A 15,344-nucleotide genomic window follows, 5' to 3' on the forward strand; every position below is an offset into this window, starting at 1 on the left:
GGGCTTGTAACTGCCTTTCGCCAGCAGCAGCAATCGGCCACAAGCGGCCATTAGCAACCTGTCACCGGGTTTCTATGGTCGCTTGGGTTGAGTTTAACGGCCGCGCAGAGCCAAAGCGTTCATCCCTTCCATAAGGACAACAAGCCGCTCGACCACACCTTCATCAAAGTCATCCCGGTTCTGCTCCTCGTGCGTGCCCTTGTTTAGGTATTGCCATAACAAGGTCTGCTCAGGTATTCCAAGAATCTCCTCCAGCACATCCAGCACTGGCTGCTTATCAGCATGCTCGAATGTGCGTGCACCATGCAGCCTTGCACGCAGACCCTCACACAAATTTCGAAGTGTGGGTTGATCTCCGACACCTGTGAGCTTGACGCTAATTTGACCAAGTTCACATTGGCCAAGCCATCGCCAAACTTTATTAGCAAGCAGTTCTAACGCCTGTCGGCACGGCTGTAACGCCCCTCTGTGGTCGCCTCGGTCAACAGCAGCCCTAGCGTTTATGAGATAGGCTTGCGGTGGCACATCTCGTAAGACACGCGGATGGTGATCCCCAGTGTGGTGACGGAAGGTGTAAGACACCCACTGATCACGATCAACATGGTTCTGGATGTCCTTGATGAACTCATTGCTGTGGCAGGTCACGATAATCTGAGTATTGGCGAAGCGCTGGCTCTGAAAAAGTGCTTCCCGAATTCCTTGACGATGCTCGTGGTCAATTGCATTGATGGCGTCATCGAAGATCACTGTAGGTGCCTGGATATTGACTACTTTTGCCAACAGGATGGCCAATCCCAAACACCGGACATGACCTTCACTTAGTACCTGAAGCGCATCAACGCGCGCGCCTGTAGAGCCTCGGAAGCTCAGTTCGATACGACCGTCCCCGGTAACAGGCAGGTGTAGCGCAGCCAGCTTGTCTTCTTCGGCGTCACGAACATTAAATTCGTTGTACAGCTCCATGGCCAAGTTGTTTAAACCTGCCATCAACGTTCTCGGCAACTCCGAGCGATATTGCCGCAGCCGGCCTAGAAAGCCGTTGTAGGCAGCTTGAATTCTCAGCTCTGCTGCAATGAGGGCTTCCTCCTCAGCAGCTGCAGCGATCAACTCGGCGTTCTGCGCTTCAAAGGCTTCGACACGCTGGCGAGCCGCTGCAATGGCTTCACTAGCTTGTAGGCGTCGCAATGCATGCTCAGCCAGTGCGATGCGAGCGTTGGTAAGACGATCTCGCTCAGCAATCAGTTGAGCACGTTGCTCAAGATTTTGCTGAGTAACGGCATCCGCCTCCTCGAGCTGGCGCGCGTAATTGACTACCTGCTGTGACAGCGAGATACCTCCGGCAACTGGGGTGTACCCGACCCTCCACCATGTGGTGCCGGGTTGAACACCTGGATCTGCAAGATAGCGTAGAACTTCATGTTCGCTATCAGCCCTAGCCCCGACACGCTGGGCAAAATTGGCGAAGAACGCTCGCAATGCATCCGAAGCAACCCGCCGCTGATCAATAGCCGCTTGGTGTCGCTGCTTGAGCTGAGTCAGATCCCGAAGATGCTCCAGCCCCTGTGCAGCCTTTACAAAAGGATTTGCATGTACATGCACTGCTCCAACAATTGCCGTCTCACATGCAGGGCATTGGTCTGGAGACAGTGCCTGCAGCTCTAGAACCGCAGTGTAAAGGTCTTGATATGCGGCATCGTCCTGCTGTAACGCCAACTGGCCAGAGAGCTCCTCGACGAGATTTTGAGTCTCATCTGCCGCGCGATATGCCCCAAGGAGGTCCTGCTGCCGGATACCGTACAAGGGTGGCGCAGGTTGGTTCAGTATTTCTACCAAAGCCTGTAAACGACCAGGGGCATCAGCAGTGCCTACCGCCTGTTGCAACTGGGTATATGTCATTCCGACTTGGAAATCCTCGGCGTACTGCCGCTCAGCCTGATCGAATGCAGCAATACTGGCCGGCTCGTCTGCAAGTAGTTCGCTGTCATGAACGATTGCTTGCCGTCTGCGTGCAAGTTCAAAACCTTGCACAGAGTGAAGCGTTAGCTGAGCATCAATCGACTCGTTAAATTGACCCACAAACTCATTGAAGTCGTCCATGCCGAACAGTGCGGCGATCAACTCTGTCTTCTGGCCTGCAGGCTTTGCAGCGATCCGAGAAAAGGAGTCGATACGGTTCTTCTCAATGAAGCAGAACCGATATGCATCGGCATCTGCCTGAACGGCAACTCGCTGGCCATGTGCATCTAATGCCTCCAACTGAGGAGGTGCAAACCGTCCCTCGTAGATGTTGCGGAGGTACTGAGCAGCATCAATTCGCTTTTGCGCCCCCTCGTCTACAGCCCCGAGCAGAGCAAACTCAAGAGCCTCGCAAAGACTAGTCTTGCCGCTACCATTGGGGCCATAAAACAACACCACACGGCGTGTTAGATCAAACGCCTCCGCATTGCGAAATCCCCGGAATGGCCCCAGTGAGAGGTGGCACAGGCTCTGCCAACTCCACCCCGCTCGCCCAGCTATGGCGGCCAGCTGCGGTCGCCCCGGATCGGTTGTAGTGAGCCGCTGACGCGCGAGGTCGACCAAATGCACCGACCGCTGACTTCGATTACGAGAAGTGGCACTAACTCGTTCAAAATCGTCCAGTACCAGCCGTGCAAATCGGCGTACATCCTCTGGCGCTTCGACTTCAGGTCGATGAAGCCATTGCATGAAATGCTGATAGTCGTGTTCTGCGGACGCCATCCCTACCTCCACTGTAAGAAGCATGGCAATTAGCTGTTACGTTACCGGCGCCCTTGCAGGGTGTCCATGGTCCATGGCCTGCCCTTGGCCGTTTTCTGTCAGCTGTGACCGGCTGCAATCAGCCCAGGCTGTGTAAAAAACACAGCGAGCGCTGGGTAGCCGGATATGGACTGGTTTTAACGATATCCAGCGGCCTCCTGGACGCGTGGTGTGTCCATCCGGGGCATTCAGTTGATTCGGCAAGTGCTGCTTCCACGATTCTGTGCGACGCGTTCGAAGGGCTGCCGATGGGGTTTCAGGCCTTCATTGCCGTTATCAGCGCACTATTGCCCAGCAGGTTCAGCACCCATTTGAAGTTGTAGGCGAGCACATGCAGGCTTATTTCCGTGCTCACGCGGTTGAGCGTCTTGGTGAGGAAGTGGGTGGCGCCCATCCAGGCCTTCAATGTGCCGAAAGGATGCTCCACTGTCTGGCGGCGGATGCGCATCATCTCCGGTGCCTGATTCAGGCGGGACTGCATCGCGTCAAGCACCGACTCGTGTTCTCAGCGACTCACTCGCCGCTGCGCGCTCGCTGTGCACTGACCTTTCAACGCACAGCCCTGGCAGTTCGAGCTCCACTAACGATGCAGCTTCAGGCCTTTCTCAACCGTCGCAAAACGCCAGATCAGGCGTTCTCCGGCTGGGTGGGCATCGGTACTCGTTGTGGGCCGCGTCGTAGATGAAAACATCGCGACCAAAGCGACCCGCTGCGGCGGCGGCCGAGGTCTTGGCCTTGGGTAACGAAGGCGGTGATGCCAGTCTCGTGGCAGGCGAGGATTTCCTCGCTCTTGAAGTAGCCCCGATCGGCGATCGCCGACAGTGACTCCACGCCCATTGCGTCCCGCGCTTGCTTGGCCAGGGCACTCAATTGATTGCGGTCGACGTCGTCGTTGGTGACTTCGTGCGTCACGATCAGATGATGTTTGGTGTCGACCGAGGCCTGGACGTTGTAATCAACCAGGCCGGTGCTGCGCGTCATCATCGAGCGGGCGGCGGGATCGGTCAGGGAGATCTGTTTGTCCGGTGCGGCCTCAAGCCGGCACATCCCGAAGTTCCTGCATCTTGATTTTAAGGGCGGCTCTTGCGGTGCAGGCGTTCGGCCTTGGCCTGGGCCTTTGCCACCGCCGGCTCCTGGCGGTCGGCAGTGTCGAGCGCAGTCAGGTAGCGGCTGATGCTGGACTCGATCTCCTCCATCCGCCGTTGCAGCTTGGCACTGGTGAAGTTGCGGTCGTGATTATTGACTGCCTTGAACTTGCTGCCGTCGATAGCCACCCGCGCTTCGGCGAACAAACCGAGCTGCTGGCACAGCACCACGAACTGCCGGCAGACCCGACGAATCGCCGTGCCGTTGTCCTTGCGAAAGTTGGCGATGGTTTTGAAGTCCGGCATCAGGCGTCCGGTCAGCCACATCAGATCGACGTTGCGTTGCGCCTCACGCTCGAGGGGGCGACTGGACTGGATGCGATTGAGGTAGCCGTAGATGTAAATCTTCAGCAGAACAGCAGGAGGGTAAGCGGGCCGACCGGTTTCCGCCGGGATCACGCCGTCGAAACCTAGTCGGCCAAGGTCGAGCTCATCGACGAACACATAGACCACCCGTCCCGGACTGGTGTCCGCCACGTAATCATCCAGGCTCTCGGGCAGCAGCGTGCTTTGGCCTCGACATTCGTCCTGGATGAAACGCTTCACGGACTGCCCCGCTATGAAACCGTCGGCAGCAGCAAGGGTGCGAGCCACGTTTTTACACAGCCGGGCCGATTGCTGACACCGCCAGCCACTCAAAGTCGCGGTGGTCAGTGACTACGGGGACGGCATTCATGCCTCTCACGATTAGTCCATTCACCATTGAGGGTGGTCAATGGCACTTTGCCTGTGCATTGTGATATCCCTAAAGTCCTTCAATCGACTAGCAGAAGGAAATGCAATATGTCCGGTTCAGGCGGTAGCTATCTGGGGCCAGATAGCCCCAGCGATTCTTGTGCAACCCTTCGGTTCGACACCCAGCTTGCATCACCGAAAGCTCAGGTGATTGCAGGGCTGCAGGTCGGCGATATTCTCGACATTGCCTTTGGGCAAGGTGGTAACCAGGTCGTTGTTGCGCTGTGGAATGGCGCTGAGGCAGGTGGGATTGTCGACCCGCACCTGAACCAACTGCGAAACTGCATGAACCAGAACGAACAGTTCCAGGCTCGTGTACTGAACATCAGCGGCGGGCAAGTGCGGGTTCGGGTGTATCACGTCTAATCGCGAGCAAGGAGAGCTCTCATGATCACCATCGTAGGAGGCGTTTACCGGGAGCGGTGTATGCGCCCGGGCTGGGACGATATCTACGGATCGGCAGGACGCGCGGCAACGGCTATTGCCCGCTTTGGCGGTAAAGCTGAACTGCACGCATGCGTAGATAGCGGAACCCAAGAAGTTATAGAGGCGCGCGCAACTGCTGAGGACTTCAAATTCAATGGCGCACCTGCTCAGGCAGGGGTGACTTTTGAATACATCCATGGTCTGGCTAACCCCGACATTCGACATGGGACTCATGTCAGGTCGACGTTGATGGTAAGCGGAGAGAAGGTCCTCCGCTTCGGCATGATCGATGGAACCGCAGTGGTGAATGCGGACTTTGCGGTGTATGACCCCCAGAACGCTGATGAGCCTGAATCCTTCAGCGCCAATGGCTCCACAGCCAAACATCTGGCCTTGGTCCTGAATCGCCACGAAGCCAACTTGTTGTTGCCTGGCTCCTGCGGATTGCGCCCTGAGGAGATTGCGACTGCTTTGGCTAAGCAAGAAAACGCCGACGTTATTGTCATCAAAATGGGGCCGCTGGGCGCCCTTGTGTACGACAACGGCAAGATCTCCACGGTACCGGCCTATCGCACTGAGCGCGTATGGAAGATCGGTTCCGGTGATACCTTCGCTGCTCACTTTGCGTTGGCGTGGTTGGACAACGGCCTTTCTGCTCACGATGCCGCTTCGATTGCGTCCATCGCGACAGCCTTCTACTGCGAGTGCCGGGGGTTTCCCGATCAAGCCTTGTTGGCCGCATTCAAGCCGAAGGCGCTGCAGCCCTCTCAGCGGTACCGCGATGGCTATATACCGAAGGTCTACCTCGCTGGTCCGTTCTTCACGCTCGCTGAACTCTGGATGGTCGGGCAGGCTCGCCGGGATCTGAAAGCCATGGGTCTCGAGGTTTTCTCTCCCTACCACGATGTTGGCCTAGGCACCGCAGAAGACGTTGTAGAAAAAGACCTCGAAGGTGTCCGCAACTGCGATGTACTGTTCGCGATAGGCGATGGTCTGGACTCGGGCACGATTTTCGAGATTGGTTACGCTCGAGCTTTGAACAAGCCCGTCGTTTTCTATGCGGAGAATGAGTCCGAGCAGGATCAGAAGATGATGGAGGGCTCCGACTGCACTATGGCTGATGACTACGTCAGTGCAATCTATCAGATGGTCTGGAAAGCGGTAGAGCTATGAAGACAGGGTTACTGTTGTCTGGTGGTATGGACTCCTTGACACTCGCCTGGTGGAAGCGGCCAGACATCGCTTTCACCCTTAACTACGGTCAACTGGCGGCTCAGGCAGAGATTGAGGCTTCGCGCACGATCTGCTTGGAGCTGAATATTCCTCACCATGTAATCGAGATCGACTGCCGACAGCTGGGATCGGGGGATATGGCCGGCACGCAGGCCGACACCCTGGCTCCAGCCTCGGACTGGTGGCCATATCGAAACCAGATGCTAGTCACGCTGGGGGCAATGAAGGCGATTTCATTTGGCGTGACACACCTATGGCTAGGGACTGTGAAGTCGGATGGCTTCCACAAAGATGGTTCGCCGGAGTTCATGTCTGCGATCAGCCATCTTCTCTCTCTACAGGAGGGCGGTATGGTGGTGGAGGCTCCTGCGATTGAGCTTTCAACCGCTGAGCTCGTGCGCCTATCGAGCATTCCAGCCAGGCTCTTGGCCTGGGCCCACAGCTGCCATAAATCCCACTTGGCATGCGGAAACTGCCGCGGCTGCAACAAGTACATGGAGGTCTTCCTTGAGGTCGGCTACAACCTGGATCGACCTGGCTGATCCCCTGCTCAGGAGTGCTCCTGAGCCTTACACTCCGATCGAGTGGGAGCTGGGCGAGACCTGTTCACTCCCATCTACCGCGGGTGTTCCTGATCGGTCGTTCAGCGAGGTCGTAGACACGCGCGCGTCGCATCGCGAGTTCGGCTTTGTCGATGATCAGCAGCTAGGTGCATTTTTCTGGTTGGCTTGCAGAACGCGAGGAGTGGGTGCTTCGGAACTTGGTTTCGATCTGGAGCATCGAGCTGCACCGTCAGCAGGTGCGATTCACCCGATACATGTTGTCGTTAAACGACCTGGCGATGACCGGTGGTGGTTGTACGTGCCTAGGGTTCACCGGCTCGCAGAAATCAAGCATGCATCTGCTAAGCTCGCAGGCCTGTTCGATCTCAGCCTGCAGGTTCTGGCAGGTGGTCAGGCAATCCGTTTCCTATTCTTGGCCGAGCCTGGTAAGACCCTGAGCAAGTACCAGAATGGGTGCAGTCTGATCTGGCGCGATGCAGGTGCTCTGCTTGGAGTGATGGCTCTGGCGGCTACAGCTCAGGGGCTCAACTTCTGCCCGCTAGGCATCACGGGAGAGCCATGGGCCAGTGGTTTAGCCGATCAGGGCAAGCTGGTCGGAGTTGGTCTTGCGCTTCTTGGTTCGGCCGCGAACAGCTGAGTCGGAACTACGGTGACCCATCCCCATGATGCTATGCACCGTAGAGGGGGACGACATCATTTCTAGCCACATCAGCGCATCAAGTTCGGAGGCTCTGACCCCGAGCCCTTTGCTGAATCGGATGAACTGTTCCTCGAGCTCCAGGTAGTTGCGCTCGACCGTCAGGTTGTCCCCAAAGAACTTACCCAAGAGGCCTGCCCGCAGGATGTGGATATCCAGGATGGCCACATCGTCGGCGTCCAGCCAGTTACGGGCAACCCATGACGCGGTTTTGTAACCGATGCCGGGGATATCCAGCAGCCAGTCACGAAGCTCCTTTCCCGAGGAAAGGGGCGGTTGTTCAGCAGTAAGCTTCTGAAGCGCGGCGCTTAGATAGCGCGCCTTCTGCTTGGCGAACCGGTACCGGACTTGGCGTCCGTCGATCGCGATAGGCTCCAGCAGCCACTCAATCAGGACTTCTTCTGCTGGGGGCTTCTCGCCGAAAGCACCACGCTCTCTTAGGTGATGGAAGGCAGCGATGCCGACGTTGGCAGGAATGCCATGGCCACCCAGCAGGCAGGCACCGACTTCCTCTTTCAGCGTGGTGCCGAGCTTGTATTTGATTCGGTTGCCGGTGAGCCGACGGGCATAAACCTGGTACGCCCAATAGGCTGGCGTCGGGAACGCTTCCATAGCACCCCACGGAACGCCTGGAAGAACCTCTGCCTCTGCGTGGGGGAGCTCGACATTGAAGACCACCTGGTCCATGAAAATAGCGCCAAGTTGCATTAGGCGGCCTCCTCGTCGTTGCTGTAGAGCTCTTGCATCCACCGCAGTAGTTCGTGCCGCTCGATGGGATCCAAGCTCTCGATACGATTGCGGAGTCTGATTTGGCGGCGCTGAATGGTCTGGCGATCCCGGAAGGTCTCGCCCAGGTAGCGGGTGTCGTGCAGTCGACTAGGGGGGGAGAAGTTCATCCAGACCACTTCCTCGCGCATTTCTACGTGGGTTTTTGCTGGAAAACTCACTTTCCGCCACCCGAGCAACTCTCGGTTGTAGAGATCACAGTCATAGCCCGACAGCATCACATTGCAAGGTAGTGCGACCAAGCAGCGCAGTAGACGAATGTGGTCAGCTTCGGTGTAGTCGCAGCGGTAGACTTTCTCGCGCCGGCGCGTTGCGGGAACGTAGGGCGGATCCACATACACCAACTCCTCACCTTTGAATGCATAGCCTTCGAGGAACGACACCGCGTCGACCTGATGGAGCTCGCAGGTTCCGGGCAACTTCGCCTGCCAAAGCTCGATGACCTTAGCATCGAGATCTAAGCCGATGTTTCGCTGCGCAGCTTTCTTGTTGCGCATGACGGCGCCGCCACCAAGGTGGGACTCAATGTATGTCTGATGCGGTGGCATCAGGTTGATCAAGCGCTGGTAGCACTTGCCTTTTCCGCCTGGGTATCTCATACGTCCAGCATCGTCAGATATGACGATGCTGTCAACGCATAACGGCTGAACGGACAGCTAAGGGTAGCTATCGGCCTGAAATACTCACTGGGCCAATCGACGGCAATACGTCTTCGCTCTTATGACAGGGTGGCAGATCGTGCCGCAATGGCTGCAGTGGTAATGCAGACTCCAAGCCCCGCCACGAACAACAGCCTGAACTGCACGGGTTTCCACCACCAGCCACCCCTGGCTCACTGACGGAAGATCCTAGGCTGCCCGCTGAGGTCACGCCCACAGACTGTAGGCAACTGTGAGTTCAGGCAGGGAGTCGAGCGCGCTTACGCCGAGCCCCGGTTGACCTGGGTCAGCCCACCCCAGCGCTTCGCCGATAGAGTTTCAAGGCATTGCGGCTTGATGGGAGCGGTCATCAATGGAAGCGAAAGGACACTGCGCAAGTGGCTTCGAGGAGGTCCGCCAAGCGTTCGAAGCGATCTTCGACAATCCAGCCGAGCGCGGCGCCGGTCTGTGCGTACAGGTCGAAGGGGAGACGGTCGTCGATTTATGGGCGGGTGTCGCCGACCTGCGGGGGCAGGTTCCCTGGCAGCGCGATACCTTGGTTAACGCCTATTGCGTGATCAAGCCAGTTACCGCCGTGGCCGCGCTCATGCTGGTAGAGTAGGGCCGGCTGGGGCTGGACGTGCCAGTGTGCGCCTACTGGCCGGCGTTCGCGCAGAACGGCAAGGAGCGAATTACTCTGCGTCAGGTTCTCTGCCATACCAGCGGCCTGCCCGCGCTGCGTCCTCCAGATCGAACCCCCATCATGTACGACTGGGAGGCGATGGTAGAGGCGGTGGCCGCCGAGCCCGCCTGGTGGGCTCCGGGGATGGAGTTGGGGTACGGCGCGACGACTTACGGGTGGATCCTCGGTGAACTGATCAGGCGGGTCGACGGCAGGAATTCGCAGACCTTCATCCAAGAGCGGATCACCCGGCCGCAGGGGCTGGAAGTGCATGTGGGCGTGGCTGCGGAGGATTTCCAGCGGATCGCTCACTTCGAGTACGCCGCGGGTCGCCAGGGTGAACGCTACGCCCGGGAGTTGCGCGAAATCATTGTCAATCGACCTGGGGATGTCGCTACCCTAGCGTTCACCAATCCGAGCATGTCTTCGAAGAATACCAGCGACCCACGCTGGTGGTCCTACCACCAACCTGGTGCCTGCAGCCATGCTACTGCCCATGGCCTTGCGGGCTTCTACAGCGCTCTGCTGGGTGGACGCCTCATCGGCGCCGAACTGCTGCGCGACTTTCACCAGGAGCAAAGCTGTGGCGTCGACCGGACGCTGTGCCGGCCGATGCGCTACGGTTTGGGCTGCATGTTGGAAAACGCTGCCGATCCGGCGGCCTCGTACCGTATGGGTCAAAAGGCGTTCGGCCATGTCGGTCTCGGCGGACCGGTTGCCTTTGCCGACCCGGAACGGAACCTGAGCTTCGCCTTCGTTACCACCACCATGGGCGGCCATGTACTGATGGATCCACGTCCCAGGGCATTGGCGGAGCGCTGCTATGCTGCGCTGTGAAATAGATAAATGTATGGAAGAGTGGTGGTCGTCAGCGCCGGGTGTGGTTGGCGTTGTAGAAGGGCTCAGTTATGGGGAGGATTGGCCCGCAAAAACACCTCCTTCTCCTGAGTAGCTCAGAGGGGGGAGGCTTGGCTCTCTGTTCCAATCGACATCGCACCTTCAGATCGGAATTGTTGAAGTTTGCAAATGGCAGTAAACGGCCGATTTCTACCGCTCTATCAAGCTAGCGGATCGTCATGAGAGAACCTGTTGCTGGGCATGAACCGGTAGCCCTTTCTTGCCTTTCGCCGGTGCGAACGTAGCCATTTCTGCCTTCCGGCAGGCCCTTTCGGGTAGGGCTTTTACCCTTGTGAACCATTCCCTTCACCTTTCAAGCTCATTTCCCTTTTGGGCCATTTGCTCTTGCTGGTGCTGCTCATCGTTGGGACAGGTGTTGATCCAGGTCCATGGAGTCGTGAAGCACGCGAACCACCTCGAGCACCTGGTCAGTCGCAACCCGGAAGAAGACGAAGTGCCTGGGCCGAACAACCTTACCGACGTTGGGCATCGAGCGGCAGTAAACGAGGTGGATGCTGCGCAGGCCAGCTCCCAATTCTTCACGGCTGATGCTGCCGAGCCGCAATGGGTCTGTCGCAACTGCTTCCAGCGCTGCGCCAATGAGTGCCTGGTAACGTCGGCGCGCGGCATCGCCGAAGCGGTTGTGGGTGAAGCGCAGGATATCGACGATGTCCGCTTGGGCATCATGGGAGATGCGGTACTTGGCCATGCTTCAGTGGCTCGCCTGGTTGCCGAGCTCGTCGAGGTATTGGGCCAGGTCGTCGCTGGTGATCTCGTCGTACTCGCCGCGCTCCAGTTGCATCAGCCCACTGGATGTTGCGTTGCGGAGGGCTTCGAGCTTGGCGCTATTCTGGGCTTCCTGTTGCAGCAGCAGGCGTAACCCTGCCCGGATGACTTCGCTGCGATTCTGATAGCGGCCGGTCTCTACCAGCTCGTTGATATCCTGCTCCAGCGGATCGGGAAGGACGACGTTTCGCGTTGCCATGAGGTACTCCAGTCGGCAGATAGCTAGTGGCATAATATGCCATAAGGCTTGCCAAATCATCTTTTTCGGCGTATAGATGATAGCAAGATGCCTCCCTCTGGGAGCTAGGAGATAGATAATGAACGCGCGCACTAACAAGGGTTTTGCCTCCCGGACTGGGTATGCACTGGGTGCTGCCGTGCGCTTTATCGCTTTCGATGATCAGCCTGCTCGTCGTTGGGGCAAGCGGCTCGTTTTGCTCGCATTAGTTTCCCTTGCCCTATATTTTTCATTTAGTTGGGTGGCCGGAATTATTCTGAACTTGATTTGCATTGTTTTGGTCTTGCTTGCAATTTCAAAGGTGGACACTGCCCGGCTGAGTAAGTCCTCTGATACGCCAACGGCTCCGCATAGCCGAGATGTATTTGGCTACAAGCTAGATTGGCTGGGGCACAGAGTTGAATATAGGGATATAGAGCACAGGGACTGAGTTGTTTAGTAAAAAGAGGGCTGCGCGCCCTCCTTTTTACACGCTACGATCGATTCTTTCTCCAGCTTTCCCACCTGCCTCTTGAACCCCTCTGGTTCCGTCTGCTAGCCCATTAAGAATTGCTCCAGTTTGTATGCCGGACCATCCTACTGCAGTAATCCATAGTAGCGGTAATATAATAAACATTGCTCCCATCACAAAGTTCAAGATCGCATCTTGCGTAGCCGTATTGAGCCCCATGACTGGATCGAACGAAAGATGCGGTGACCCCGAACCATAGAAAGCATCAAGTATCGTGCTATCGATATATCTGGCTAACTGGAACCAGAAGTCGACGAACATCATCGCGAAGAAGACGACCGTCATCGTCATGGCAACCTTCAGTTGATAGGTGCCGATGACCAGGACCATCGGAATGCAGATGACCATGGCCATCTTCAGGAACGACATCACCATCGGCAGTGCCTGGCGGACCATGTCCATCGCCGGGAAGTAGGCCAGACTGCCCAGGGCCACACCGAAGGTTCCAGCGGTTCTCGCGATGCCGTTCCAGACCGTACCGCCCACCTGCCCACCATAGTCGGTATAGACGTTGCCTTTGACCTGGCTGGACGGTGAAATCACTTGGCGAATGACTGCCTCGGTCACCTCGTCCTGGTTCATCCATTTCGCCCATTTGAGGAAGCTGGTCATCAGGTCCGGATCCACCTGGTTCTTGATCCGATCACGCAAACCGATCCCTGAGTCAGCCCACCATTGTTTGCAGGTGGGGTAGCCGCCACCACCGCCCACCTGAGGCAGGCCGGCGTCGCGGGTGGTGTTGTAGGGCCACGATTGCCGTGGAGTCTTGGAGTAGTCGGTGTCGTAGTACCCCGGGGTGTTCAACAGGAATCGGGAGCCGATCCAGTTCAGGTCCTGCAGCGCCTTGTTGTCCTCGGCGACGGAGCCCAGATCGGGTTGCCGCATGAACAGCCGTGCGCGGGAAGGGCCATAGCAGTCCTTGGAGAAGTCGGCGATTTCCTGTGCCAGCAGCGGGTTGTTCACGCGCGTGTTGTCCACCTCCATTCGCATCTGCCGGAGATCCGTGCCGCACGGAATGGCCGCGACCGCGCCGGCGGTGAAGCCCTTGGACAGAGCGTGCATCATCGCCCACCAGAGCGGCATCTGCGCACTCTTGCCGGCCAGGCTGCTGAAGGAGCTCGACCAGCCGGTGTCCGCCGGTGCCGGCAGATTGTATTGGCACTGCTGGGCGCGGGCCTGGTCGAACTCGATGGTGTCGAAGCTCACGTTGACGACTGGGATCCCCGCCAGCGCGACCACGATGTAGCCGACGTAGATATGCGTCTCGATGCGGGCCAGAGACAGCACGCCTTTGTTGCCCTCGTCGGCGCCTTCCCCGCGAACTTTCAGCCACTCACGCATCACAATGGCCACGAAGGGCACCGCGAACAGCCCTGTATCCGAGATCATGTTCCAGATCCCGTTGTTGATGATCCAACCGAGGAGGGTGAGGTAATACTCCAGGTAGTCATTGGTCATGAAGGTCATGATGCGCCTCCAGTACGGAAGTACGCTTTGCTGAATTCGATGAGCAGGACCAGCAACAGCACCAGGACCTCGATCCGCCGAATGCGCTGCCGCTCATGCGCGCTCAGTTCCTTGCGCTGCTTGAGCCGGAACCACTTGCGCTGCTTGAGCCGGAACCAGGCGATGGCCAGGGCGCAGTACAGCAGCGCCCGCCAGGCGAACAAACTCCAGTAGTTGCTTTGCCGCCAGGCCTCTAGGCCCTGGATGCCACCGAAGTGGTTCAGGGCGAAGAGGCTGAGCAGCGTACCGACCACTGCCAGACCGACGACGATCAGCACTCCGACCAGTAGCTGGCCGAGGAGCTTTCGGCTGGTGAGCGTATCTGCCATCACGGTCTCCCTCCCGACTTGCCGCCGGCGGCAGAGGGGGCCTGCAGGCGATCGAGGCGATCAGCATCGGGCGCCGACTCGAACACGCCGCTGGACCCTGAGGCGCGCTGTTGCCCGCGCTCGATGACCCGCATGGGCGAATTGCTGGCCAACTCGCGACGGAGTTCCAGTTCGGTCTTGAGGTTCGAGATCTCCTGCTGCAGGAGGCTGGTCTGCTGATCGACGGCTTGGGTGGCCAGGCCGTTGGCGGCGACGTTGGGCTCCTTGGCGCCGGCGAACATCAGGCGCTGTAGTAGCAGTGCCTTGCTGAGCACGTCCATCAGGGAGACATCGGACGCCAGGCGGCGCGCCAGGACGTCCTGGTCACGCTCGTCGCGCAGCGCCTCGATGACGCCGCGGGTAATTGGCAGAGCATCGGTGCCGGCCGCAGCCAGGTTCTCTGCAGTCAGTGGTTTGCTCTTCGACAGCAGCTCCTGCAGCGACTGGAGCTTCTTGTCGTAGGTCTCCTGGATCAACGGGGTAAGGCCGACACCTGCCGCCGTCACCGTCTTCTGGCAGCCTTCGCAGGTCTGTTGCTGTTGCTCCCCCAGTACCCGGGTGGCGAATGCGGCGGCTTCCTGGGGGGAGGACCAGGTGTTGCAGACCAGGCCGTTGTTGCAAGTGGCGGAAGGCACGCTCGACGAGTCATTCACCGAGCGGCTGGTCAACAGGTTGTAGCCCGCCCGGGTCACGTCGTTGACGATGCGAATGGGCTTCTGGCCGGAGCCGCCGGCCTTGTCTCCACCGACCCAGGTTACGCCATCGTTACCGCCCTTCTTCTCCACTGCTTCGAGGGCGGATACGGCGTCTTTCCCGCCAGAGGCCAGCGTGGCGCCCAGGGCCTGGCCTTCGGCGATTTTCCCCCAGCCGGTCTGCTCGCCAGCGATGTCAGCCATCTTCTCGGCGATCGCTCTGCAAGTCCCTTTCGAGCGGTCGTAGTCGATCCGCGCCTGCAGGATGCCATTGGTGATCAGGTTGTAGAGCTGAGGGTTCGCGCGCTGGATGATCAACGCCGGCAGCGACATGACCGCGCCGGTCGCGTTCTGGATGACTGAGCCCATGATGTTCTGGAAACCCTGTGTGGCACCGTTGAGCTGGTTCTCCAGGGTGGTGCTCAGGTTCATGTTTCCGCACATCATGTCGTTGTTCCAGCCGAAGCCGACGCCGATCGAGTCCATCTGGCCGGCGCTGCCCATGCTCACCGCACTGCCGCCGCCAATGCTGTAGAGGACCTCGTCGCTGAGCACCGTGCCGGTCTTGGATACGTTGATCGGGTCGTCGGCCTGGGCAAGTTGCGCTGCGAGCAGCCACGTCAGCGCGACCGAGGTGATGTTCATTCGCATGATTCGTCTCCG

General features: G+C 58.4%; 13 protein-coding genes and 2 pseudogenes. 6 read left to right on the plus strand and 9 right to left on the minus strand.

Going from position 1 to position 15,344, the window contains the following annotated elements:
• Window positions 1-93: 93 nt before the first annotated feature.
• Complete coding sequence (locus FOC67_RS01785; protein WP_009316274.1) at window positions 94-2,739, minus strand: ATP-binding protein; 2,646 nt, start codon at window positions 2,737-2,739, stop codon at window positions 94-96.
• 295 nt (window positions 2,740-3,034) lie between these two features.
• Window positions 3,035-4,469: pseudogene (locus FOC67_RS01790) on the minus strand (IS1182 family transposase).
• 237 nt (window positions 4,470-4,706) lie between these two features.
• Between FOC67_RS01790 and FOC67_RS01795 the strand changes: the two are divergent.
• From FOC67_RS01795 to FOC67_RS29860, 4 genes are all read left to right on the plus strand, one after another.
• Window positions 4,707-5,024, plus strand: a complete 318-nt coding sequence (locus FOC67_RS01795) for a hypothetical protein (RefSeq protein WP_159068409.1) — start codon at window positions 4,707-4,709, stop codon at window positions 5,022-5,024.
• A gap of 21 nt (window positions 5,025-5,045) precedes the next feature.
• Window positions 5,046-6,257: a PfkB family carbohydrate kinase gene (locus tag FOC67_RS01800; RefSeq protein WP_009316278.1), complete on the plus strand. Its 1,212-nt coding sequence runs from the start codon at window positions 5,046-5,048 to the stop codon at window positions 6,255-6,257.
• A gap of 26 nt (window positions 6,258-6,283) precedes the next feature.
• Window positions 6,284-6,859, plus strand: a complete 576-nt coding sequence (locus FOC67_RS01805) for a 7-cyano-7-deazaguanine synthase (protein ID WP_234306258.1) — start codon at window positions 6,284-6,286, stop codon at window positions 6,857-6,859.
• A gap of 181 nt (window positions 6,860-7,040) precedes the next feature.
• The gene (locus tag FOC67_RS29860; protein WP_372242498.1) at window positions 7,041-7,517 is read left to right on the plus strand and encodes a nitroreductase family protein; all 477 of its coding nucleotides are present in this window, start codon (window positions 7,041-7,043) and stop codon (window positions 7,515-7,517) included.
• On the opposite strand, the gene FOC67_RS01815 is transcribed toward FOC67_RS29860, so the two are convergent.
• Entirely contained in the window at window positions 7,452-8,285 is an 834-nt protein-coding gene (locus FOC67_RS01815; protein ID WP_009316280.1) for a hypothetical protein, read from the minus strand. The two genes, FOC67_RS29860 and FOC67_RS01815, sit on opposite strands and share 66 nt — an antisense overlap.
• Window positions 8,285-8,923, minus strand: coding sequence for a DNA adenine methylase (locus FOC67_RS01820; protein WP_256679268.1), 639 nt, complete (start codon window positions 8,921-8,923; stop codon window positions 8,285-8,287). Before FOC67_RS01820 ends, FOC67_RS01815 begins: the two co-directional genes overlap by 1 nt.
• Window positions 8,924-9,374: 451 nt before the next feature.
• On the opposite strand from FOC67_RS01820, the pseudogene FOC67_RS01825 reads away from it, so the two are divergent.
• Window positions 9,375-10,520: pseudogene (locus FOC67_RS01825) on the plus strand (serine hydrolase domain-containing protein).
• Window positions 10,521-10,938: 418 nt separating this feature from the next.
• Here the strand turns inward: FOC67_RS01825 and FOC67_RS01830 are convergent.
• Together FOC67_RS01830 and FOC67_RS01835 are read right to left on the minus strand one after the other, a co-directional pair.
• Complete coding sequence (locus FOC67_RS01830) at window positions 10,939-11,289, minus strand: type II toxin-antitoxin system RelE/ParE family toxin (RefSeq protein ID WP_009316284.1); 351 nt, start codon at window positions 11,287-11,289, stop codon at window positions 10,939-10,941.
• A gap of 3 nt (window positions 11,290-11,292) precedes the next feature.
• Complete coding sequence (locus FOC67_RS01835) at window positions 11,293-11,565, minus strand: type II toxin-antitoxin system ParD family antitoxin (protein ID WP_003086148.1); 273 nt, start codon at window positions 11,563-11,565, stop codon at window positions 11,293-11,295.
• Between the two features lie 118 nt (window positions 11,566-11,683).
• Here FOC67_RS01835 and FOC67_RS01840 point away from each other — a divergent pair, with 118 nt between their 5' ends.
• Complete coding sequence (locus FOC67_RS01840; protein ID WP_124136381.1) at window positions 11,684-12,034, plus strand: hypothetical protein; 351 nt, start codon at window positions 11,684-11,686, stop codon at window positions 12,032-12,034.
• Window positions 12,035-12,070: 36 nt separating this feature from the next.
• Here the strand turns inward: FOC67_RS01840 and FOC67_RS01845 are convergent, their stop codons facing one another.
• The 3 genes from FOC67_RS01845 to FOC67_RS01855 are packed head-to-tail and all read right to left on the minus strand — an operon-like array spanning window position 12,071 to window position 15,332.
• Window positions 12,071-13,582 carry a conjugal transfer protein TraG N-terminal domain-containing protein gene (locus FOC67_RS01845; protein ID WP_009316285.1) on the minus strand — a complete coding sequence of 504 codons (1,512 nt, stop codon included), beginning with the start codon at window positions 13,580-13,582 and terminating at the stop codon, window positions 12,071-12,073.
• Complete coding sequence (locus FOC67_RS01850; RefSeq protein WP_009316286.1) at window positions 13,579-13,950, minus strand: hypothetical protein; 372 nt, start codon at window positions 13,948-13,950, stop codon at window positions 13,579-13,581. The genes FOC67_RS01845 and FOC67_RS01850 overlap by 4 nt, the downstream gene beginning before the upstream one ends.
• On the minus strand, window positions 13,950-15,332 hold the full coding sequence (locus FOC67_RS01855) for an integrating conjugative element protein (RefSeq protein WP_003159687.1): 1,383 nt from the start codon (window positions 15,330-15,332) through the stop codon (window positions 13,950-13,952). Before FOC67_RS01855 ends, FOC67_RS01850 begins: the two co-directional genes overlap by 1 nt.
• Window positions 15,333-15,344: the final 12 nt, after the last annotated feature.

The sequence above is a fragment of the Pseudomonas sp. FDAARGOS_761 genome, from assembly GCF_013343155.1.
Classification (GTDB): Bacteria; Pseudomonadota; Gammaproteobacteria; order Pseudomonadales; family Pseudomonadaceae; genus Pseudomonas; species Pseudomonas aeruginosa.